This is a genomic window from Pseudomonas sp. Z8(2022) (assembly GCF_025837155.1).
Taxonomy (GTDB): Bacteria; Pseudomonadota; Gammaproteobacteria; order Pseudomonadales; family Pseudomonadaceae; genus Aquipseudomonas.
Window position 1 is genome coordinate 688,404 of the sequence record NZ_CP107549.1, and the last position, 20,819, is coordinate 709,222.

Annotated in this window: 26 protein-coding genes and 1 riboswitch; of the genes, 18 read left to right on the forward strand and 8 right to left on the reverse strand. The window is 64.8% G+C overall.

The window, feature by feature from the left end:
* Window positions 1-83: 83 nt before the first annotated feature.
* Both OEG79_RS03250 and OEG79_RS03255 read left to right on the forward strand, forming a co-directional pair.
* The gene (locus OEG79_RS03250; RefSeq protein ID WP_230925638.1) at window positions 84-968 is read left to right on the forward strand and encodes a sugar nucleotide-binding protein; all 885 of its coding nucleotides are present in this window, start codon (window positions 84-86) and stop codon (window positions 966-968) included.
* Window positions 961-1,881: an NAD-dependent epimerase/dehydratase family protein gene (locus OEG79_RS03255; protein ID WP_264147409.1), complete on the forward strand. Its 921-nt coding sequence runs from the start codon at window positions 961-963 to the stop codon at window positions 1,879-1,881. Before OEG79_RS03250 ends, OEG79_RS03255 begins: the two co-directional genes overlap by 8 nt.
* 55 nt (window positions 1,882-1,936) lie before the next feature.
* On the opposite strand, the gene OEG79_RS03260 is transcribed toward OEG79_RS03255, so the two are convergent.
* A complete protein-coding gene (locus tag OEG79_RS03260) occupies window positions 1,937-2,599 on the reverse strand; it encodes an OmpW/AlkL family protein (RefSeq protein WP_264147410.1) in 663 nt (220 codons plus the stop codon).
* Window positions 2,600-2,791: 192 nt separating this feature from the next.
* Between OEG79_RS03260 and OEG79_RS03265 the strand changes: the two genes are divergently transcribed.
* From OEG79_RS03265 to OEG79_RS03290, 6 genes are read left to right on the forward strand one after another with little or no spacing between them, the layout of a single operon-like run.
* Entirely contained in the window at window positions 2,792-3,565 is a 774-nt protein-coding gene (locus tag OEG79_RS03265; protein WP_264147411.1) for a DUF3450 domain-containing protein, read from the forward strand.
* A complete protein-coding gene (locus OEG79_RS03270) occupies window positions 3,562-4,911 on the forward strand; it encodes a MotA/TolQ/ExbB proton channel family protein (RefSeq protein ID WP_264147412.1) in 1,350 nt (449 codons plus the stop codon). Before OEG79_RS03265 ends, OEG79_RS03270 begins: the two co-directional genes overlap by 4 nt.
* On the forward strand, window positions 4,904-5,452 hold the full coding sequence (locus tag OEG79_RS03275) for a MotA/TolQ/ExbB proton channel family protein (protein ID WP_100549131.1): 549 nt from the start codon (window positions 4,904-4,906) through the stop codon (window positions 5,450-5,452). The genes OEG79_RS03270 and OEG79_RS03275 overlap by 8 nt, the downstream gene beginning before the upstream one ends.
* A gap of 11 nt (window positions 5,453-5,463) precedes the next feature.
* The gene (locus OEG79_RS03280) at window positions 5,464-5,874 is read left to right on the forward strand and encodes an ExbD/TolR family protein (RefSeq protein ID WP_021489595.1); all 411 of its coding nucleotides are present in this window, start codon (window positions 5,464-5,466) and stop codon (window positions 5,872-5,874) included.
* Window positions 5,874-6,557 (forward strand): TonB family protein, encoded by a 684-nt coding sequence (locus OEG79_RS03285; RefSeq protein ID WP_264147413.1) that lies wholly within the window; start codon window positions 5,874-5,876, stop codon window positions 6,555-6,557. The genes OEG79_RS03280 and OEG79_RS03285 overlap by 1 nt, the downstream gene beginning before the upstream one ends.
* 2 nt (window positions 6,558-6,559) lie before the next feature.
* Window positions 6,560-7,657 (forward strand): tetratricopeptide repeat protein, encoded by a 1,098-nt coding sequence (locus OEG79_RS03290; RefSeq protein WP_264147414.1) that lies wholly within the window; start codon window positions 6,560-6,562, stop codon window positions 7,655-7,657.
* A gap of 113 nt (window positions 7,658-7,770) precedes the next feature.
* On the opposite strand, the gene OEG79_RS03295 is transcribed toward OEG79_RS03290, so the two are convergent.
* The 4 genes from OEG79_RS03295 to OEG79_RS03310 all read right to left on the reverse strand — a co-directional run bounded on the left by OEG79_RS03295 (window position 7,771) and on the right by OEG79_RS03310 (window position 10,981).
* Window positions 7,771-8,292 carry a DUF3299 domain-containing protein gene (locus tag OEG79_RS03295; RefSeq protein ID WP_264147415.1) on the reverse strand — a complete coding sequence of 174 codons (522 nt, stop codon included), beginning with the start codon at window positions 8,290-8,292 and terminating at the stop codon, window positions 7,771-7,773.
* Window positions 8,293-8,349: 57 nt separating this feature from the next.
* A complete protein-coding gene (locus OEG79_RS03300) occupies window positions 8,350-9,615 on the reverse strand; it encodes an ABC transporter permease (RefSeq protein WP_264147416.1) in 1,266 nt (421 codons plus the stop codon).
* A gap of 1 nt (window position 9,616) precedes the next feature.
* Window positions 9,617-10,324, reverse strand: a complete 708-nt coding sequence (locus OEG79_RS03305; protein WP_264147417.1) for an ABC transporter ATP-binding protein — start codon at window positions 10,322-10,324, stop codon at window positions 9,617-9,619.
* A gap of 75 nt (window positions 10,325-10,399) precedes the next feature.
* Entirely contained in the window at window positions 10,400-10,981 is a 582-nt protein-coding gene (locus OEG79_RS03310) for a DUF2796 domain-containing protein (RefSeq protein WP_264147418.1), read from the reverse strand.
* 112 nt (window positions 10,982-11,093) lie between these two features.
* Here OEG79_RS03310 and OEG79_RS03315 point away from each other — a divergent pair, with 112 nt between their 5' ends.
* On the forward strand, window positions 11,094-11,438 hold the full coding sequence (locus OEG79_RS03315; RefSeq protein WP_264147419.1) for a hypothetical protein: 345 nt from the start codon (window positions 11,094-11,096) through the stop codon (window positions 11,436-11,438).
* Window positions 11,439-11,495: 57 nt separating this feature from the next.
* Here the strand turns inward: OEG79_RS03315 and trxA are convergent, their stop codons facing one another.
* The 3 genes from trxA to OEG79_RS03330 are packed head-to-tail and all read right to left on the reverse strand — an operon-like array spanning window position 11,496 to window position 13,518.
* Entirely contained in the window at window positions 11,496-12,368 is an 873-nt protein-coding gene (trxA, locus tag OEG79_RS03320; RefSeq protein ID WP_264147420.1) for a thioredoxin, read from the reverse strand.
* Between the two features lie 53 nt (window positions 12,369-12,421).
* On the reverse strand, window positions 12,422-13,081 hold the full coding sequence (locus tag OEG79_RS03325; RefSeq protein ID WP_264147421.1) for a class I SAM-dependent methyltransferase: 660 nt from the start codon (window positions 13,079-13,081) through the stop codon (window positions 12,422-12,424).
* Window positions 13,078-13,518: a YbaY family lipoprotein gene (locus OEG79_RS03330; protein WP_264147422.1), complete on the reverse strand. Its 441-nt coding sequence runs from the start codon at window positions 13,516-13,518 to the stop codon at window positions 13,078-13,080. Before OEG79_RS03330 ends, OEG79_RS03325 begins: the two co-directional genes overlap by 4 nt.
* Window positions 13,519-13,618: 100 nt before the next feature.
* Between OEG79_RS03330 and nrdR the strand changes: the two genes are divergently transcribed.
* From nrdR to OEG79_RS03375, 9 genes are all read left to right on the forward strand, one after another.
* Window positions 13,619-14,086: a transcriptional regulator NrdR gene (gene nrdR / locus OEG79_RS03335; RefSeq protein WP_003243991.1), complete on the forward strand. Its 468-nt coding sequence runs from the start codon at window positions 13,619-13,621 to the stop codon at window positions 14,084-14,086.
* Window positions 14,083-15,198 (forward strand): bifunctional diaminohydroxyphosphoribosylaminopyrimidine deaminase/5-amino-6-(5-phosphoribosylamino)uracil reductase RibD, encoded by a 1,116-nt coding sequence (gene ribD, locus OEG79_RS03340; RefSeq protein ID WP_264147423.1) that lies wholly within the window; start codon window positions 14,083-14,085, stop codon window positions 15,196-15,198. Before nrdR ends, ribD begins: the two co-directional genes overlap by 4 nt.
* Window positions 15,199-15,283: 85 nt before the next feature.
* Window positions 15,284-15,438, forward strand: a riboswitch (FMN riboswitch).
* Window positions 15,439-15,561: 123 nt separating this feature from the next.
* Window positions 15,562-16,224 carry a riboflavin synthase gene (locus OEG79_RS03345; RefSeq protein ID WP_264147424.1) on the forward strand — a complete coding sequence of 221 codons (663 nt, stop codon included), beginning with the start codon at window positions 15,562-15,564 and terminating at the stop codon, window positions 16,222-16,224.
* Between the two features lie 12 nt (window positions 16,225-16,236).
* On the forward strand, window positions 16,237-17,316 hold the full coding sequence (gene ribBA, locus OEG79_RS03350; RefSeq protein WP_264147425.1) for a bifunctional 3,4-dihydroxy-2-butanone-4-phosphate synthase/GTP cyclohydrolase II: 1,080 nt from the start codon (window positions 16,237-16,239) through the stop codon (window positions 17,314-17,316).
* A gap of 215 nt (window positions 17,317-17,531) precedes the next feature.
* A complete protein-coding gene (gene ribE / locus OEG79_RS03355; protein WP_012019761.1) occupies window positions 17,532-18,008 on the forward strand; it encodes a 6,7-dimethyl-8-ribityllumazine synthase in 477 nt (158 codons plus the stop codon).
* Entirely contained in the window at window positions 18,005-18,484 is a 480-nt protein-coding gene (gene nusB, locus OEG79_RS03360; protein WP_264147426.1) for a transcription antitermination factor NusB, read from the forward strand. Before ribE ends, nusB begins: the two co-directional genes overlap by 4 nt.
* Before the next feature lie 90 nt (window positions 18,485-18,574).
* Window positions 18,575-19,528 carry a thiamine-phosphate kinase gene (thiL, locus tag OEG79_RS03365; protein ID WP_264147427.1) on the forward strand — a complete coding sequence of 318 codons (954 nt, stop codon included), beginning with the start codon at window positions 18,575-18,577 and terminating at the stop codon, window positions 19,526-19,528.
* A gap of 15 nt (window positions 19,529-19,543) precedes the next feature.
* Window positions 19,544-20,071, forward strand: a complete 528-nt coding sequence (locus tag OEG79_RS03370; protein WP_264147428.1) for a phosphatidylglycerophosphatase A — start codon at window positions 19,544-19,546, stop codon at window positions 20,069-20,071.
* Window positions 20,072-20,080: 9 nt separating this feature from the next.
* Window positions 20,081-20,809 carry a substrate-binding periplasmic protein gene (locus OEG79_RS03375; protein WP_264147429.1) on the forward strand — a complete coding sequence of 243 codons (729 nt, stop codon included), beginning with the start codon at window positions 20,081-20,083 and terminating at the stop codon, window positions 20,807-20,809.
* The last annotated feature ends 10 nt before the right edge of the window (window positions 20,810-20,819 follow it).

The following is a 20,819-nucleotide window of genomic DNA, read 5'->3' on the forward strand; positions in this document are numbered from 1 at the left end:
TGATCGAAAACCGCAGAATGGCGCCTTCGCTCTGTTGTTCGGGGTGTATCTCTTATGCTTTTGGGTAGGTTGCTAAACCAATCATGCGAATGCGGTTGTTACTTTTGGGGGGCGGCAACGCCTTGGGAAAGGCCCTGGTGCATCAGGGTGCCGAGGAGGGCATCGGCTTTCTCGCGCCTCGTCCACTACAAGATGGCTGGGATGCGAAGAGCCTGACCGAGTTGCTTGACGACACCCGCCCGGATGCCGTGATCAACCTCGCCTATTACTTCGACTGGTTTCAGGCCGAGTCGGTAGCAGAGCCGCGTCTGCACACTCAGGAGCGTGCCGTGGAGCGTCTGGCCGAGTTGTGCCAGCATCACTCCATCGTACTGCTGCAGCCATCCAGCTATCGTGTTTTTGATGGTTCACGGGTCACTGCTTACAGCGAAAAGGAAGAGTCGATCCCTCTCGGGCCGCGTGGCCAGGCGCTATGGAGACTGGAGCAGAGTGTGCGCGCGATCTGCCCGCGGCATGTGCTGCTGCGCTTCGGCTGGTTGCTAGATGACAGCCGCGAAGGGTTGCTGGGACGCTTTCTGCAGCGGGCCGAGCGCGACGATGCGCTGTATCTCGCCGATGACCGGCGCGGCAATCCCACCCCGGTGGACGATGCTGCGCGGGTGATTCTGGCCGTTCTCAAGCAGCTCGACTGCGAGTCGCCCTTGTGGGGCACCTATCACTACGGTGGTCATGAGGCCAGTACATCGCTGAGCCTGGGGCAGGCGGTACTGAGCGAGGCGCGCCACTATCGCAGCAATCTGGTCGAGGATATCGCGCCCCAGGCGCATGCCGCCCGCCCGGATGCTGCCGACGAGCCGCAGCACGCCGTACTGGCCTGCAAGAAAATTCTTCACACCTTTGGCATCAAACCGCGCGCCTGGCGCTCCGGTCTGCCGAGCCTGCTGGATCGTTATTACCGTCATGGCTGAAATTCTCGTAACCGGCGGTGCCGGCTTTATCGGTTCGCATCTGGTCGACGCCCTGCTGGCTGCCGGTCACGGTGTGCGCGTGCTGGACAATCTGTCGATGGGCAAGCGCAGCAATCTGCCGCCGGACAACCCGCGCTTGAGCTTCATCGAAGGGGATGTCGCCGATGCCGAGGTGGTCTCCCGTGCAGTCGCGGGCTGTTCGGCCGTGGCTCATCTGGCTGCTGTGGCGTCGGTGCAGGCGTCGGTGGATGACCCTGTAGCGACTCATCAGAGCAACTTCATCGGCACCCTGAATGTCTGCGAGGCCATGCGCAGGCATGGCGTGCGGCGTGTGATCTACGCTTCCAGCGCGGCGATCTACGGCAACAATGGGGAAGGCGTGGCGATCGACGAAGCCACTGCCAAGGCACCGTTGACGCCCTATGCGGCCGACAAGCTGGCCAGTGAGCATTACCTGGATTTCTACCGCCGCCAACACGGGCTGGAGCCGGCGGTGTTCCGTTTCTTCAATGTCTTCGGGCCGCGCCAGGATCCATCGTCGCCATACTCGGGGGTGATCAGCATCTTCACCCGGCGGGCGCAGCAGGGGCTGCCGATCAGCGTCTTTGGCGATGGCGAGCAGACCCGTGACTTCTTCTATGTTGGCGACCTGATCGAGCTACTGCAGCAGGGCCTGCTTGGCGACTTCGTCGAAGTGCCGGTGAATGTCGGCTGGAACCAGGCGGTCAGTCTCAATCAGCTGCTGGCGGAGATCGGTACGCTGTGTGCCGGCCTGCCAGAGGTGACGTACCTGCCGGCGCGTTCTGGCGATATACGCCATTCGCGGGCCGATAACGCGCGTTTGCAGGCTCATTACCGCATGCCGCAGCAGACGCCGCTGCGCGAAGGATTGCGGCAACTGCTCGGGCTGTGAATCGGGCCCATGAAAAAGCCGGCTTTCGCCGGCTTTTTCGTTTCTGCGAGGGCTGTCAGAACTTGTAGCCCAGGCCGACCATGTAGACGAAGGGATCGACGTCCACATCGACGCTGACCTTGGTGGTGCCAGCGTAGGTGGTGCCCTTGGTTTCGATGTCGATGTAGCGGATCTGGGCGTTGAGCATCAGGTTGTCGGTCAGCATGTAGTCAGCGCCGATCTGCGCCGCCAGGCCCCAGGAATCCTTCAGGTCCAGGCCGCGGAAGTTGTTAGCTTCCGCTTCGCTGCTGAGCTTGTCGTCGAAGAACCACGTGTAGTTGATGCCGGCACCGACATAGGGCTGGAAGGCCGATTTGCTGTCGAGCGGGTAGTAAACCAGGCTCAGGGTCGGCGGCAGGTGCTTGACCGAGCCCAGCTTCAGGCCACCGAGACCTTTGGTGCCGATGTCGTGGCTGAACGGAGTGGCCGCCAGCAGTTCGATGCCGAGCTTGTCGGTGAGCATGTAGGCGAAGTTCAGACCCAGCTGGGTGTCACTGTCGAGGGTTGCGCCGGTGCCTGCGGCCTTGGCGCCGCCAATCTTGACGTTCGAGCTCTTTTCATGCGGATCGACGGTAACGGCACCGGCGCGAACGATGATGTCGCCAGCCTGGTGGGCCTGGGCAATGGGGGCGGCGATTGCCAGTGCCAGCAGTGAGGCAGTGAACAGTGACTTGTACATAGCGAGCTCCAGTTCGAGTCGGTTGTGTATTTGGCTGAGATCAATACTAAGCCAAGCAACAATTCACTTTTTGACCTGGCTCAATAGATCGACGGGCTCTGCTGCAGTGTTTTGTCCGTTGCTTCGAATGCATCTCTAGATGATAATGTTTCTCTTTTTGAGGCAAGCCCGTCTGTTGAGGACCCTTTGCGCATGAATCGCTTTCCCCCCCGTTCCCTGGCCGTGGCCCTGATGTTGGCCAGCGGCTCGCTGGCTGCTGCGCCGCTGGACGCCGCGCTGGATGAAAGCCAGCGCCTGGCCGCCGAGGCAAAAGCCTCGCAGGGCCGCGTCGAGCAGTTGGATGACGCCAGCCGCGAGATGCTCACCGAGTACCGTAATGCTCTGCAGCAGGCTGAGGCTTTGAAAGGTTATAACAGTCAGCTTCGTGACCTGGTCGAAGCCCAGCGTCAGGAGCTGGCCAGCTATCAGAAGCAGCTCGACGGCATCGAGCGTACCCAGGAAGCGGTCAGCCCGCAGATGGTCAAGATGGTTGAGGTGCTGGGCGAATTCATCGCCGCCGATCTGCCATTCCTGCCCGAGGAACGTGAGGATCGCCTGACTCAGCTGCAGGATCTGCTGCCGCGCGCCGATGTCAGCCTGGCCGACAAATACCGCCGCATCCTCGAGGCCTATCAGATCGAGAGCGATTATGGCCGCACGCTCGAAGCCTGGCGCGGCGAACTGAACCAGGCCGATGGCGCTTCGCGCAGCGTGGAGTTCCTGCGCCTGGGTCGCAGCATGCTCTATTACCAGACCCTCGACGCCCACGAGAGCGGCTGGTGGAACCCGCAGACCAAGGCCTGGGAAGTGCTCGACGGCAGCGCGCGCCGTCCGCTGACCCAGGCTATCGCCATCGCCCGTCAGCAACAGGCGCCCGCCGTGCTGTCTCTGCCGATCAAGACCCTGGCCCAGGAGGCCGCACAATGAGTCGTCGTGTTGTAGCCGTACTGGCGCTCAGCCTGTTGCCGGCACTGGCCGCCGTAGCCGAAACCCTCAACCCCGATCAACTGTTGCAGCGCATCCGCAGTGAGCGCGCGGCCGAAGTCAGCGCCATGCAGGAGCGTGAGCAGGCGTTTCTCGCCAAACGTAGCGAGCAGGCACAGTTGCTGGCCGCGGCACGTTCCGCGCTGAATGCCCAGAAAGCCGAAAGTGAACGCCTCAAGGCTGAATTCGACCGGCAGGAAGCCGAGCTGGCGGAGCAGGAAAAACTGCTGGCGCAGCGTGTCGGTCATCTTGGCGAGCTGTTTGGCGTGGTACGGCAGAGCGCCGGTGATGTCGCCGGGCAATGGCAGGACAGCCTGCTCAACGCCCAGTACCCGGAGCGCCTGAAGCGCCTCAAGGCCCTCGCTGCAAGCCGCTCGCTGCCGTCCGCAGAGGACCTCGACGGCTACTGGATGTTGCTGCTCGAAGACCTGGCCGCCAGCGGTCGTGTCGAGCGCCTGCAGCTGCCGGTGGTGAATGCCGACGGTTCGCGTCAGGAGCAGCAGGTGCTGCGCGTCGGTGCCTTCGCCGTATACGGCGAGGACGCCTTCCTGCGTTACGACGCCGATGCCGGGCAACTGGTGGCTCCGCCGCGTCAACCGTCCGGTCTGGGGCAGGTCCGGGGCTACCTGAGCAGCACCGATGCGCTTGCCACGCTGCCCATCGACCCGAGTCGTGGCGGTCTGCTAGCGCAGCTGCAGCAGCAGCCGACCCTGTGGGATCGTCTGCAGCAGGGTGGCCTGGTCGGCTGGGTGATCGTCGTGCTGGGAACCTTTGGCCTGCTACTGGCGCTGTGGCGGATGATTTATCTGAGCCGCGTCGGCCGCCTGGTCAAGGCGCAGATGCATAACCTCAGCATGCCGCGGGATGACAACCCGCTGGGGCGTGTGATCGGTGTACTGGGTGCCAAGCCGCAACTGGCGGATCTGGAAACCCTGGAACTGAAGCTCGACGAGGCGATCCTGCAGGAAACACCGCCGCTGGAGAAAGGCCAGGGCCTTCTCAAGCTGCTCGCCGCCGTGGCCCCGCTGCTTGGTCTGCTGGGTACCGTGACCGGCATGATCGTGACCTTCCAAGCCATCACCCAGAGCGGCGGTGGTGACTCGAGGATGATGGCCGACGGGATTTCCCAGGCGCTGGTGACCACCGTGCAGGGGCTGGTGACCGCCATCCCGCTGCTGTTCTTGCACAGCTTGCTGGCCAGCCGCAGCAAGGGCCTGATCCAGATTCTCGAGCAGCAGAGTGCCGGCCTGATCGCCCTGCACCTGTCGGGAGCGTCGCGCCGTGACTGATCTGTTCGCCTTCTGGCTGCGTGCGGTCGACAGCGCCTATGCGCTGCTCGACTTCATGAGCGCCGGCGGCGTGGTGATGTGGGCCCTGGCGGTGCTCTGCGTGGTGTTCTGGACCCTGGTGTTCGAGCGCTTCTGGTACATGCGCAGGATTTTCCCGCGCTGGGTACAGGAGCGCCGCGAGGCCTGGCAGCAGGTGCTCGCCGATGACAACGGCAACTGGCAACGTGCGGTGCGTCTGGCCTGGCTGGCGCAGGCGCGTCAGCAACTGGCGGCGCCGCTGCGCCTGGGCAAGACCCTGGTGGCGCTGTATCCGCTGCTGGGCCTGCTCGGCACGGTGCTCGGCATGATCGCCGTGTTCGACGTGCTCGCCCTCAACGGCACCGGTAACCCACGCGGCATGGCCGCAGGTGTGTGGCAGGCGACCCTGCCGACCATGGCCGGCATGGTCCTGGCCATTCCCGGATTGTTCAGCCTGGCGCGCCTTGAACGCGAAGCCAGCCAGGCCATCGAGCGGCTGGCCGACCAGCTGCGTCACGACTGAGATCGCCCAACATGAGAATGCGTCGTCACCACCAGCAGGACGAAGACACCGGCATCGACCTCACGCCGATGCTCGATGTGGTCTTCATCATGCTGATCTTCTTCATTGTCACCAGCTCCTTCATCCGCGAGTCCGGCGTCGAGGTGCAGCGTCCGCAGGCGGAAACCGCCAGCCCGCAGGACAAGGGCAACATACTCATTGCCGTCACCGCCGACGGGCAGATCTGGATGGACAAGCAACCGGTGGATATCCGCAGCGTGCGTGCCCATGTCGAGCGCATGCGTGTCGACCAGCCGGAAGGTGCGGTGGTGGTGCAGGCCGACCAGGATGCGCGTACCGGCCTGGTGGTCCAGGTGATGGATCAGGCGCGTCTGGCCGGTGTGCAGGATGTCGCCCTGGCTGCCGGTAGCGGAGTCAACTGATGCGCCTGCCGCTGTCTTTTCTCGGTGCCTGCCTGATGGCTTTGGGGTTGTTCGCCCTGATGCTGTACATGGTCGCGCCGCCGAGTGCCAAGGTCAGTCAGGACCCGGTCAGCGTGGCCAATTTCGTGCGCATGGACGGCAATTCCAGCGAGACCGCCAGCCGCACCCGTCAGCAGGCACCGCAGCCGCCGCAGCCGCAAACGCCGCAGCCACCGACGCCGCCGACGCCGCAAACGGCCACGCCGAATGCCAACCTGCCGGCACTGGACATCCAGTTGCCGAGCCTGGCCAGCGGGGTTGCCGTCAACAGTGCCCCGGCGCCGAGCCTGTCTGGCCTTGCACCGGGCGCTCCGGCACCGGCGCCGCCGAGCGAGGCTGCAGAGTCCGGCGGGCGGATGGGCGGAATGGAGAGCGAAGTCATGCCGCTCAACGACGTGCGCCCGGAGTACCCCCGTTATGCGCTGCAGCGGGGCATCGAAGGTTTCGTCAAACTGGCTTTCACCATCAATCGCTCCGGCAGCGTGGAGAACATCCGCGTGCTGGAAGCCAACCCGCGTAACGTCTTCGAACGCGAAGCGCGCCGCGCTGCTGCACGCTGGCGCTTTGCGCCGCGTACCGAAGGTGGCCTGGCGGTGGACCGTGAAGCGGTGAAGACCCTCTACTTCCGCCTGGAAAGGAGCTGACCATGTACCGTTGGTTGTTGCTCTTGATGCTCAGTGCCGCGGCCGTGCCCAGCATGGCCCAGCAGACCATCGACCCGGCCGTGTTCAAGGCGTTGAATGCGGCGCAGAGTGCGCAGCAGAAGGGCGACTATAGCGCGGCGCGACGCGCGCTGGATGAGGTCCAGGCCAAGAGCGGCAGCCTCGAAGAGGCGCTGGTCTGGCGCAGCAAGGCCTATGTGGCCTGGTCGGCCGGCAACAACGCTCAGGCCATCGAGTGGCTGGAGAAGGCCGTGCGCAGCGGCAAGCTGGACGATGAAATGCTTGCTGGCGAGCGCCTCAATCTGGCCAAGCTCAACCTGGGCGAGCGCCGCTACGCCAAGGTCGTCGAGTTGCTCGCGCCCACTCAGGGCAATGCCTCCGAGGAGGTGCTGCAAATGCTGGTGCAGGCCTATCAGGGCATGAACCAGCCGGCCAAGGCGTTGCCGCTGGCCGAGCGATACGTGCAGGCCAATCCCAATGCCGCCGACATCTGGCTGCAGTTTCTGGTGGGCGCCAATGCCGATCTGAAGCGCTATGCACAGGCCGAACGCTGGCAGCGCCAGCTGCTGGCGCGCCAGCCGGACGATGCCAAGGGCTGGCGGCAGCTGGCTGCTCTGCAGCAACTGGCAGGCAGCAATGACAAGGCACTGGCGACCCTGCGTGCGGCGCATAGCAAGGGGCTGCGTTTCAGCGAGTCGGAGCTGGACAACCTGGTGCTGCTGGCAGGCGCCGCCGATCAGCCCTGGCAGGGCGCCAAGCTGCTCGCCGGCATGCTCGACAGTGGCCTGCTGGCCAATACCGACACCCGCCAGGAGCGCCTGGGGCTGTTCTGGTGGCAGGCGCGTGATCGCGCCGCTGCGGTGCGTGTGCTGCGCCCGCTGGCCGAGCGCAGCGGCAATGGCAAGCACTGGCTGTACGTCGCTCAGCTGGAACTGGAGCAGTCGCGCTGGCAGGCAGGCCTGGATGCGCTGGCGCGTGCCGAACGAGGTGGTGCCGAGCGGTCCAAGGTACGTTCGTGGCGGCAATGGGCGGAAAGCGAGCTGCGTTTCGAGCGCGAGAATCGGGTCGCCAGCCGTAGTTGACGATGGCGGATATGAAAAAGCCAGACTCGATGTCTGGCTTTTTCTTTGGAGGGTATTGGCACGAGCGGGTTTACTCGCGAATCGTTTCGCGGCTGAAGCCGCTCCTGCGAAGATCAGCTGTCGGGCAGTTCGTAGGCGTAGATCTTGCCCGCTTCCATCTGGTAGCCGACCTCGGCCAGCTCGCTGCTGACGTGCTCGACCTTGAGCGGGCCTTCCACCCAGAACGGCTGATACAGCGCATCGAGCAGCACGCCGAGGTCGCTGGTGACGTGGACGATCTGGTTCGATGGCGGCGGCGGCACGTGGATACAGGCGCCGAAGTAGGGCACCAGCAGGAATTCCACCACGCGGCCTTCGTCGGTCACATCCAGCGGCACGATATAGCCGGGCAGCTTCACCTGTTGACCATCGAGCGCCTTGACCACCGGGGCGGCCGGCGACTGCTGCGTGGCCGCCGGGCCGGCTTCGGACAAGGCGTCGGCCAGTTGCGAGAGATCGTGGATGGGCGCCGCATCGACCTTCTGTGGCGGCGCATCCGGCGGGATCAGATCGGACCAGGTGATTTCGCGCACCTCGGCGGCAGACAGCGGCAGGCACAGCGTCAGCAGCAGGGTGGCGAGCAGGTGGCGTGACATGGGATACCTCGTTGAAGAAGCGCCCGCGCAGTCTACGCGAGGCGCTCCATTCTTGCCTTACAGGCGAATCGACAGACCGTCGGCCAAGGACTGTCGATAGGCGCGCCAGGCCGGCACGCTGCCCATTGCCACGGCCGCGAGGAGAATGCTGCCCAGCAGTTTCCACTCGTAGCCGGATGGGGCATTGAGCGCCAGATACAGGCCGTAATTGGCCTGTACGAAGCCCTGGCTGGCGGCGATGCCTAGGTACAGCAGCGCGACGCCGAAAGCCACGCCGGCCAGTGCCAGGGTGAAGGCCTCCAGCACCAGCAGGCTGGCGATATGCCAGGGGCGGGCACCCACCGAGCGCAGGATCGCCATCTCCCGGCGGCGCTCGTTGAGGCTGGTGAGAATCGCCGTAAGCATGCCGATCAGGCCGGTCAGCACGACGAACAGCGAAACCACGAACAACGCCTGCTCGGCGGTGCCCATCAGGCTCCACAGTTCCTGCAGCGCGACGCCCGGCAGGATCGCCAGCAGCGGCTCGCCGCGGAATTCATTGATCTCGCGCTGCAGACTGAAGGTCGCGATCTTGCTGTTGAGGCCCAACATGAAGGCGGTGATCTGCTTCGGTTGCAGGTCCAAGGCGCGTGCCTGATCCGCGCTGACCTGCGCCGCGCCGCGTGCCGGCATGCCGTTGTGCCAGTCGATATGCAGCGCCTCCATCCCGGCCAGGGAAATGTGCAGGGTGCGATCCACCGGCGTGCCGGTGCGTTCGAGGATGCCGACCACGGTGAAGGGCTTGTCGTCGTGCTTGACCAGGCTGATGGTGGCAACGCCATGAGCCAGGACGATCTTCTCGCCGAGGCCGTAGCCCAGTGCCTGGGCCACTTCCGCACCGAGCACCACTTCGAAGGGATCGTCGGCGAAGGCGCGCCCCTGAGCCAACTGCAGCGTTTGGCTGCGGGCGTAGCGGTAATGCTCGAAATAGGCGGTGCTGGTGCCCATTACCCGGTAGCCGCGGTGCGAGTCGCCGAGGGAAATGGGGATGGCCCATTTCACCTGACGATGCTCGGCGAAGCGCTCGAAGCTGTCCCAGCGGATGTTGTTGGTGGCATTGCCGATGCGGAAAACCGAGTACAGCAGCAGATTCACGCTACCCGAGCGTGCGCCGACGATCAGGTCGGTGCCGCTGATGGTGTTGGCGAAGCTGGCGCGTGCCTCGGTTCGCACGCGCTCTACGGCCAGCAGCAGACAGACCGACAGGGCGACAGCGAATACCGTGAGCAGTGCAGTGAAACGGCGGTTGGCCAGGCTGGCCAGGGCGATGCGGATCAGGTGCATGTCAGGCCTCGACAGGCTTGGCGGCGCGGTTGAGTTCGGCCAGTGACAGGTTGCGGTCGAACAGAGGGGCCAGGCTCTGGTCGTGGCTGACGAACAGAAGGCTGGCGCCGGCGGCGCGGCATTCGGCGAAGAGCAGTTTCAGGAAGGCCTCGCGGGCATCGAAGTCCAGGGCCGAGGTCGGCTCGTCGGCGATCACCAGTTCCGGCTGGCCGATCAGTGCGCGAGCGGCGGCGACCCGTTGTTGCTGGCCGATCGACAGTTCATCGGCGCGGCGCCCGAGCAGTTCGGCGCGCAGGCCGAGATGACCAAGCAGCGCCGCTGCCGCGGCATCGATGCTGCCGTGACGCTGACATGCACGTTCGGCACGCAGGCGTGAGAAACGGCAGGGCAGTTCGACGTTCTCGCGCACGGAAAGAAAGGGCAGCAGGTTGAACTGCTGGAAGATGTAGCCGGTGTGATCGACACGGAAGCGGTCGCGGGCACCGGCAGATAGTTGGCCCAGATCCTGGCCGAGCAGGCGGATATGGCCGTTTTGCGCACGTTGCACGCCGCCGAGCAGGCCGAGCAGGGTGGTCTTGCCGCTGCCGCTGGGGCCTTTGAGGAACAGGGTTTCACCGCGCGCCAGGGTAAAGGCGGGGATATCCAGCAACTGCGTCTGGCCGGGCCAGGCGAAGCCGAGATTGGCGAGTTCGATCAGAGGTTCGGTCATCGTCTGCGGCGTCTCGGAAGAGTGCATTGATTGCCGCAGCGAGGTGCTCTGGCTGCGGCAATCGGGCGTGGCGGGTCAGAAGCTCAGGCGTGGTTGCGTCGGCGTCAGTTCCAAACCCTGCTGGCCGTTCGGGCCGATCAGTTGTACCTGAATCTTCTCGGTGACGGGGAAGCGTTTGAACAGTTCGGCGAGATCCAACTGTTTCAATTCGTTGGCTTTGGCGCATTGGAAGCGATAGTGCGCGTGGATGTCGCTGTGCGCGCCTTCGTGAGCATGATGGTCGTGGTCGTGGTCGTGGTCGTGGTCGTGGTCGTGGTCGTGGTCGGCGTCGCCGAATAACGGGCTTTCCAGCTCCACTTCGGTGGCCTTGCAGTCACCTTTTTCGAGCGCGAACAACATGATGGGCTGTTCCAGTTCCTGGCGGGCGGCGGCGACCCTGGCCTTGTCGGCGTCGCTCCTGGCCGCGTGCTCGAAACCGACCAGGTTCACCGCCGGGCTTTCGAACTGCAGCTCCAGCAGGTTGCCCTCCAGCGCTGCATTGAGGCTGGCGACGCCATGCTCATGGGCGCTCAGGCTGTCGTGATGGTGATCATGGTCATGAGCCTGGGCGGCGACCAGAGGCAGCAGGACGAAGGGCAGGGCGAGCAGGTGGCGCATGGTTCTCTCCAGCTTGGGATGGCTTAGTTGTTACGTTATAACAACTTTTATGGCAGGCTGGCCAGCCTGCTGCAGCCATGGGAGCATGCAGTCTCCTGACTGGAGGCTGAAGATGGTGCGAATTCGTGGGCGAATCGGTGACTGGCCGGTGGACCTGACGCTGGAGCTGGATGCCGGAGACTGGGCGCAACTGGCTCAGCATATGGCGGTGACGCCGGAGGCGAGCACAGCGGCGCCGGCACATGCGACAGATGCCGGCGATGCTCTGTGGCAGACCGCATTGCAGCTGGTGCGTGATGCGGGACAGGTGGAAGGGCCGCGACTGATGGCGCAACTGGCCGCACTGGCCGGTGGAGAAGCCGCAGGCAAGCGCTTGCTGGTGCGTTTGCGCCACTGCGCGCAGATCCGCATGGAGACCGGCGCGGATGCGCCGATCTATCACTGGGTAGCGGAGTAGCTTGGTCCTCTCTGGCTCTCGCGGCTGGCCCCTACGAAGAACGCGCCAACCGGGAGGTCAGTAGATCGCCTGATACAACTTGCGGCGGTAGCTGGTGACCAGCGGATGATCGCCGCCAAGCAGGTCGAAGACCTGTAGCAGCGTCTTGTGCGGCAGACCGTCAGCGTAGCTGCGGTTGCGCACGAACAACTTGAGCAGACCTTCCAGCGCGGCCTCGTACTGCTGGCGCGCCAGTTGTTGCACGGCCAGCTGGTAGACCGCCTCATCATCCTCGGCATTCTGCGCCAGGCGACTTTTCAGCGTGGCCGCATCCGGCAGGTCGGCGGCCTGACGCAGGAAGGTCAGCTGTGCCTTGGCGCCGGCCAGTGCCTGCTTGTGTTCATCGCTCTTGACCGCATCGAGGACCACTTCGGCCTCGCCCAGCTCGCCGCGTTCGGCGAGGCAGCGTGCGTAGAGAATCAGCGCGGCGGCGTTCTCGTTGTCATCGGCCAGCACCTGCTTGAGCAGTGCCTCGGTCTCGGCAAAACGTCCTTCGGCGAACAGTGCCTGGGCGCTTTCCATCGGGTCGGCAGCGGCCGGGGCCGGTTCGGCAACATGGGGCTTGAGCATCTCGCGGATCGCCGCTTCCGGCTGGGCGCCGGCGAAGCCGTCCACCGGCTGACCGTCCTTGAACAGCACGACGGTGGGCAGGCTGCGAATGCCGAAGCGCATGACGATGTCCTGCTCTATATCGCAGTTGACCTTGGCCAGCAGCAGTTCGCCGGCATATTCCTCGGTGATCTTCGCCAGCATCGGCATCAGCGCCTTGCACGGCGCGCACCATTCGGCCCAGAAGTCCACCAGCACCGGTTTGTGGAAGGAGTTCTCGATCACCAGTTGCTCGAAGCTGGCGGCGCCGGATATGTCGAAGATGTAAGGGGAGTCGCTCATGGTTGGTCTCAAAAGCAGGGCAATAGTCTATTAATGCGGGCAGCGGGGCGCGGTTACAAGGGGCGCGCCGCGTGATACAGACTGACCTCGCGAAATTCCGCGGGCTCGGCCAGGTCCGGCCAGGTGCAGCCATCGAGCATCGCCAGACGCTGGTAGAGCGGATGCTGGAAATCCTTGACCCGCGAGTCGGCCACCAGCGCCTGGCGGCCACGGCCGAGGAAGTGGTCCAGCAACGGCAGATTGGCGCGGTCGTAGAGCACGTCGGCCACTAGGATCAGGTCGTAGCGGTCCGCTTCGGCGAAGAAATCGTCCGAGTAGTTCAGCGTCACGCCATTGAGCTCGGCATTGGCACGGCTCGCGGCCAGAGCCACGGGGTCGAGATCGCAGGCCACCACTTCGGCAGCGCCGGCCTTGGCGGCAGCAATGGCGGCCACACCCGAACCTGCGCCGAAATCCAGTACGCGCTTGCCGCGCACCCACTCGGGCCGCTCGGCCAGCCAGCGCGCCAGCACCAGGCCGCTGGCCCAGCAGAAGCACCAGTACGGCGGCTCTTCGAGGATGCGCCGGGTTTCCTCGGGATTGAATGCACGATCCATGTTGCTGGCGTCGATCAGCCACAGGGCTATATCGGTACCCGGCAGGGTTTCGGCCACCAGGCGGGCATCGCCAAGCAGTTCGCTTAGCGCCTGTTGCAGCGCCTCGGGCGGCCTCATGGCACCGGTACCAGATGCAGGGCGCCAAGGTCCTGATCGCTCGGTTCGGCAATGCTGCGTGCCGGCAGGCGTTGCACCAGGCGCCCGGACTGGCTGACCCGGCCACGCAGCTCAAGGCGAAGATTCTGGGGCGCCTGCTGGCTGCTCAGGGGCAGATGAAACGGCAGCGTCTGGCCGTTGCCTTGCAGATGAACCTGACCAAGCAGTGCGCGCGGCCGGCCACGCAGGTCCACGCCCAATAGCGCCAGATCGACATCGGCGCCGGCGGGCACGCCGATCAGCTCGCCGTGCAGGCCTGGCCCCCGGATGCTCGCGGTGCTGGCTGCACTCTCCGCCGCGGCTGGTGCGGGAGGTGGCGGGGTTGTCGTGGGGTCGCTGGCGCAGGCAGCGAGCAGGCCGCTCAGGGCCAGTGGCAGGAAAAACTGGTATCGGTTCATGGCAGGTTCTGCTCAGGGAAGTGCGTTGGCATAGCTTAATTTGTCTTGCTGTCTCTATGCGCTACCATGACGCCTTTGCCGCCAATATCCCGCGCCTGCCATGCATTGTCCCTTCTGCGCCGCCAACGACACCAAGGTCATCGATTCCCGTCTGGTCGCCGAGGGCGACCAGGTTCGCCGCCGCCGCGAATGCGTGGCCTGCGGTGAACGTTTCACCACCTTCGAAACCGCCGAGCTGGTAATGCCGCGCCTGATCAAGCAGGACGGCAGCCGTCAGCCCTTCGACGAAGAAAAACTGCGTGCCGGCATGCAGCGTGCGCTGGAAAAGCGCCCGGTCAGCGTCGAGCGTCTGGAGGAGGCCATCGCCCGCATCAAGCAGCAACTGCGGGCTACCGGCGAGCGCGAAGTGAAGTCGCTGGTGCTGGGCGAGCTGGTGATGACCGAGCTGAGCAAGCTCGATGAGGTGGCCTATATCCGTTTCGCCTCGGTCTATCGCCGCTTCCAGGATCTCAACGAATTCCGCGAAGAGATCGAGCGTCTGGCCCGCGAGCCGTCGAAAAGCCGATGAGCGAGCTTGATCACCAGTTCATGGCCCAGGCGCTGCGCCTGGCGCGCAAAGGGCTTTACTCCACCCATCCCAATCCCCGCGTCGGCTGCGTCATCGTCCGCGACGGGCGCATCGTCGGTGAAGGCTGGCACGCCCGTGCCGGCGAGCCGCATGCCGAGGTACACGCCCTGCGCCAGGCTGGCGACAAGGCGCGCGGCGCCACCGCCTACGTCACCCTGGAACCCTGTAGTCACCATGGTCGTACCCCGCCGTGCGCCGATGCGCTGGTCGCCGCAGGCGTCGCCCGGGTGGTCGCGGCGATGCAGGACCCCAATCCGCAGGTCGCCGGCAGCGGCCTGCGTCGCCTCGCCGAGGTCGGTATCGAGGTTGCCAGCGGCGTGCTGGAGGAAGAGGCGCGAGCCCTCAACGCTGGTTTCATCAAGCGCATGGAGAAGGGCCTGCCCTTCGTGCGGGTGAAGCTGGCGATGAGCCTGGATGGGCGCACCGCCATGGCCAGTGGCGAAAGCCAGTGGATCACCGGGCCGGCAGCGCGCTCCGCGGTGCAGCGCCTGCGGGCACAGGCCAGCGTGGTGCTCAGTGGTGCCGATACTGTGCTGGCCGATGATGCACGGCTGACCGTGCGTGCCGATGAACTGGGCCTGGGCGCGGAGCTGACCGCGCTGGCGCAGGCGCGGCCGCCGCTGCGTGTGCTGGTGGATGGCCGTCTGCGGGTGCCGTTGAACAAATCCTTCTTCGAGGTTGGCCCGGCACTGGTGGCCACCTGCGCCGCTGCCGCCGCCCGTGATCGCTATCAGGAGGACGGTCACGAACTGCTCGCCGTGCCGGGCAGCAATGGTCATGTCGATCTGCGCAAGCTGTTGCAGGAGTTGGCCTCGCGTGGCACCAACGAGGTGCTGGTCGAGGCCGGGCCGCGTCTGGCGGGGGCTTTCGCGCGTGCCGGACTGGTTGACGAGTACCGCATCTTCGTCGCCCCCAAGCTGCTCGGCTCCAGTGCCCGGCCTCTGCTCGAACTGCCACTCAATCGCATGGTCGAGGCGCCGGAGTTGCAGATCGTCGATATCCGCGCCGTCGGCGACGACTGGCAGATCACCGCGCGCCCCAAGGTCAGCTAGGAGCGAGCGATGCGGGCAGCCCGCGATGGGCATGCAGCGTCGCGATAAATGTGGTAAAACGCCACGCGGTCATTGCATATGGCCGCAACGTTCTCAGGGCGGGGTGAAATTCCCCACCGGCGGTAATGGCAGCTTCTGCCTAGCCCGCGAGCGCTCGCCACGGCTCCTGCCGCGCGAGGTCAAGCAGACCCGGTGCGATTCCGGGGCCGACGGTATAGTCCGGATAAAGAGAGAGCGGGATTCCCTCCTCGGGCGCCTCATGCGTGCCCGTGAAATCCCCATCGATCGGCATTGCCCTGTTTTTGACCAAAACAGGAGTTCATCCATGCTGTGCATTATCTTCAAGCAAGATTCGGAGGGCGCATGTTCACCGGCATAATCGAAGCCATCGGCAGTATTCGCGCCATGACGCCGAAGGGCGGCGACGTACGTGTCTACGTGTCCACCGGCAAACTCGACCTGGGTGACGTCAAGCTCGGTGACAGCATCGCCGTCAACGGCGTGTGCCTGACCGCCGTGGAGCTTCCCGGCGACGGCTTCTGGGCCGACGTCAGCCGCGAGACGCTGGCACGCACCGCCTTCGTCGACCTCAAACCGGGCAGCGCGGTGAATCTGGAAAAGGCCCTGACGCCCACCAGCCGCCTCGGTGGGCACCTGGTCAGCGGCCATGTCGATGGCGTCGGCGAGATCGTCTCGCGCGCCGATAACGCCCGCGCCGTACAGTTCAAGGTGCGCGCGCCGCGTGAGCTGGCCAAGTACATCGCGCACAAGGGCTCGATCACCGTCGACGGCACCAGCCTGACCGTCAACGCGGTCGATGGCGCCGAGTTCGAACTGACCATCGTGCCGCACACCCTGGCCGAGACCATCATGGTCGATTACCAGCCCGGACGTAAGGTCAACCTCGAAGTCGATCTGCTGGCGCGTTACCTGGAGCGTCTGCTGCTCGGCGACAAGGCCGCCGAACCCAAGGCCTCGGGCCTGACCGAAAGCTTTCTTGCCGAACACGGCTACCTGAAGAATTGAGGAGACGCCCCGATGGCGCTCAATACCCCCGAAGAACTGATCGAAGACATCCGCGCCGGCAAGATGGTCATCCTCATGGATGACGAGGACCGCGAGAACGAAGGCGATATCATCGTCGCCTCCGAATGCGTCACCGCCGAGCACATCAACTTCATGGCCCGCTTCGCCCGCGGCCTGATCTGCATGCCGATGACCCGCGAGCGCTGCGAGCTGCTCAAGCTGCCACTGATGGCGCCGCGCAACGGCTCCGGTTTCGGCACCAAGTTCACCGTTTCCATCGAGGCCGCCGAGGGTGTGACTACCGGTATCTCGGCTGCCGACCGTGCACGCACCGTGCAGGCCGCTGTCGCCAAGAATGCCGTGGCCGAGGATATCGTCAGCCCCGGCCACATCTTCCCGCTGATGGCCCAGCCCGGCGGCGTGCTGGCCCGTGCGGGGCATACCGAGGCAGCCTGCGACCTGGCGCGCATGGGCGGCTTCGAGCCGAGTGGGGTGATCTGCGAGATCATGAACGACGACGGCACCATGGCCCGTCGTCCGGAGCTGGAGAAGTTCGCCGAGGAGCACGGCCTGAAGATCGGCACCATCGCCGACCTGATCCATTACCGCCTGATCCACGAGCGCACTGTCGAGCGCATCAGCGAGCAGCCGCTGGATACCGAGCTGGGTCAGTTCAATCTGGTGACCTACCGTGACGGCGTCGAGAATACCGCGCACATGGCGCTGACGCTGGGCACCATCTGCGCCGAAGAGCCGACTCTGGTGCGCGTGCACAACATGGACCCGCTGCGCGATCTGTTCATGGTCAACCAGCCGGGGCGCTGGAGCATGCGTGCGGCCATGGCCGAAGTGGCCAAGGCCGGCAGTGGCGTGGTGCTGCTGCTCGGCAACCCGCTGACCGGCCCCGAGCTGCTGGCCCTGGCCAGCCGTCAGCAACCGGCCAATCCCGCGACCTACAGCACGGTGGGCGCCGGTTCGCAGATCCTGCGCGACCTGGGCGTGCGCAAGATGCGTCTGATGAGCTCGCCGATGAAGTTCAACGCGATATCCGGCTTCGACCTCGAGGTTGTAGAATACCTGCCGGCTGACTGAAAACAGCCCAAAAGGGCCAAAGCTGATGATCCTCTCCTGCTTGCGGGAGAGGGTGCCCGAAGGGCGGGTGAGGGCGTTGCGGCCAACGCCGACCCTCTCCCCCGGCCCCTCTCCCATAAATGGGAGAGGGGAGTAAAGCCCGCTCCCCAGGGAGCACGAATCTTATTTTTCGGAGCGCAGAGCGCTCCGGCTCTTTAACCCATGTGAGACCCGTCATGACCCTGAAGACCATCGAAGGTACCTTCATCGCCCCGAAGGGCAAATACGCCCTGGTGGTAGGCCGTTTCAACAGCTTCGTCGTCGAGAGCCTGGTCAGCGGCGCCATCGACGCCCTGGTTCGCCACGGTGTTAGCGAGAGCGACATCACCATCATCCGTGCGCCGGGTGCCTTCGAGATTCCGCTGGTGACCCAGAAGGTCGCTCAGCGTGGCGAATATGCCGCGATCATCGCCCTCGGCGCGGTCATCCGCGGCGGTACTCCGCACTTCGAATACGTCGCCGGCGAGTGCACCAAGGGCCTGGCCCAGGTCTCCATGGAATACGGTGTGCCGGTCGCCTTCGGCGTACTGACCGTCGACTCCATCGAACAAGCCATCGAACGTTCCGGCACCAAGGCGGGTAACAAGGGTGCCGAAGCTGCGCTGTCTGCCCTGGAAATGGTCAGTCTGCTGGCGCAGTTGGAGGCCAAGTGAGCAACTCCGGTAACGGCCAGCCGGCCAAGAAGGGCCCCAGCGGCAAGATTCTCGCCCGCCGCGAGGCCCGTACCCTGGCCATGCAGGCCCTGTACTCCTGGCATATCGCCGGCCAGCCGCTGAACGAGATCGAAGCGCAGTTCCGCGTCGACAACGACTTCAGCAAGGTCGACGGGGCCTACTTCCACGAGATCCTGCACGGCGTGCCGCGGCAGAAGACCGAGCTGGATGCGGCCTTCACGCCGCTGCTCGATCGTCCGCTGGAAGAGATCGATCCGGTCGAACTGGCGATCCTGCGTCTGTCCACCTACGAGCTGAAGAACCGCGTCGACGTCCCCTACAAGGTGGTGATCAACGAAGGTATCGAGTTGGCCAAGGTGTTCGGCGCTACCGACGGGCACAAGTTCGTCAACGGCATCCTCGACAAGCTCGCGCCCACGCTGCGTGCCGCCGAAGTCAACGCCAACAGGCGTTGAGGTCTCTGGGGATGCTCGATTCACGATCTTGCACGCCAGGGCCCGGCTTCTGTCATGCAGGACCGACGTTCGGCAGATCGTCGCTGACCCATGGGTGAGTTCGAGCTGATCCGCCATTACTTCGCTGCCGCCCCCTGTGCTCAGGGCGGCGACGGCGTGGTTCGCGGCATTGGCGACGACTGTGCGCTGCTGGCGTTGCCTGCCGGCGAGCAGTTGGCGGTGTCCACCGATACGCTGGTCGCCGGGGTGCACTTCCCCGAGGCCAGCGATGCCTTTCTCCTTGGCCAGCGTGCGCTGGCTGTCTCTGCCAGCGATCTGGCTGCCATGGGCGCCACGCCGCAGGCCTTTACCCTCGCACTGACATTGCCGAGTGCCAGTGAAACCTGGCTGGCGGAGTTCGCTCGCGGCCTGCAATCGATGGCGCAGAGCTGTTCCCTTGCACTGGTCGGCGGCGATACCACGCGCGGCCCCTTGAGCCTGACGCTGACCGTATTCGGCCGCGTGCCGGTCGGCAAGGCGCTGCTGCGCAGTGGTGCGCAGGTGGGTGATCTGCTCTGTGTCGGTGGCGAACTGGGCGATGCAGCAGGCGCCTTGCCGTTGGTATTGGGGCAGCGCGAGACAACACCTGAAATCAGTGCAGCGCTGCTGGCGCGTTACTGGTCGCCGCAGCCACAGCTGGCCCTGGGCCAGGCCCTGCGTGGCCGGGCCTCGGCCGCGCTGGATATTTCCGACGGCCTGCTTGCCGACTGCGGGCATATCGCCAGGGCTTCGCAGGTCGCCTTGCAGATCGAGCTGGCGCGGATTCCCCTGTCGGCCGCGTTGCGTGCCTTCGCCGGCGAGGAGCAGGCGCGCCTCTGCGCTCTGGGTGGTGGTGACGACTACCGACTGGCCTTCACCCTGCAGCCGGATTTGCTCGCACAGTTGCAAGCCGATTGGCCTGAAGTACGGGTAATCGGCCGCGTGCTGCCCGGCTCTGGGGTACAGTTGCTGGACGCCGCCGGCCAGCCTATCGAGCCGCCGCGTGGCGGCTACCAACATTTCTGACAGGACGGAGCACGCGTGACCGATCACCCCAACCAGGTTCCCGTCGAATACGTACCACCCTCGGTGTGGCGCAACCCCTGGCATTTCATCGCCTTCGGTTTCGGCTCCGGCACCCTGCCCAAGGCACCCGGTACCTGGGGTTCGCTGGTGGCGCTGCCGTTCGTGCCGCTGTGGCAGATGCTGCCGGACTGGGGCTACTGGCTGATGCTCGGCGTGACCATGCTGTTCGGCTTCTGGCTGTGCGGCAAGGTCGCCGACGATCTGCGCGTGCATGACCATGAAGGCATCGTCTGGGACGAGATGGTCGGCATGTGGATCACCCTGTGGCTGGTGCCCGAGGGCTGGGTCTGGTTGCTGCTGGGCTTTCTCATGTTCCGTTTGTTCGACATCGTCAAACCCTGGCCGATTCGCTGGATCGACCGCCACGTACACGGCGGTGTCGGCATCATGCTCGACGATGTTCTCGCCGGGGTCTTCGCCTGGCTGGCCATGCAGGGGCTGATATGGGGATGGAGCAACTATGGAGCCGGACTGGGCTTCTGAGGGGCTGGCGTGCGGATGAAGTGGGTCTGGCTGGGTGTGCTGTTGATGTTCTCTGTGTTGCCTGGCGTCCAGGCGCAGAGCGGTCAGCCGGATGAGATACGCCTGGCCAGCGAGGTGTGGGAGGACTACACGGAAACCGACGGCACGGGGCTGGCGTGGGACATCATGCGCAGAGTATTCGAGCCTGCCGGCGTCCGTCTGGATATCCACAGCGTGCCCTATACCCGCTCCGTAGGGCTGGTGCAGCGTGGCGAGGCCGACGCCTGGGTCGGTTCCTATCGCGACGAGCTGAAGGACGGGGTGTTCTACCCGCAGTATCCCTATGATCGTGATCAGATCGTAGCGCTCAGCCTCAAGGACAAACCGCTGCCCACCCTGGACAACCTCGGCGAGCATCGACTGGTCTGGGTACGAGGTTACAGATATGAGGAATATCTGCCGAATGTGCGCGACTACCGGGAAGTGCAGCGGCGGGCCGGTATTCTTGGCATGCTCGATCTGGGGCATGCCGATTTCTACATCGACGCCCGCCCCGAGGTCGATCAGGTACTGAGCGAGGCGGCCAAGTCTCGGCGATACCGCGTGACGGATCTGACGCAGTTGCCGCTTTATCTCGGCTTTGCCGATACGCCGCGCGGCCGTGCCCTGGCCGACATTTATGACCGGCGCATGGCTGCGCTTGTCGCCAACGGCGAATTGCGGTCGATCTTCGCGCATTGGCCCTATCCCTTCGACTGAGCCGGGAGAC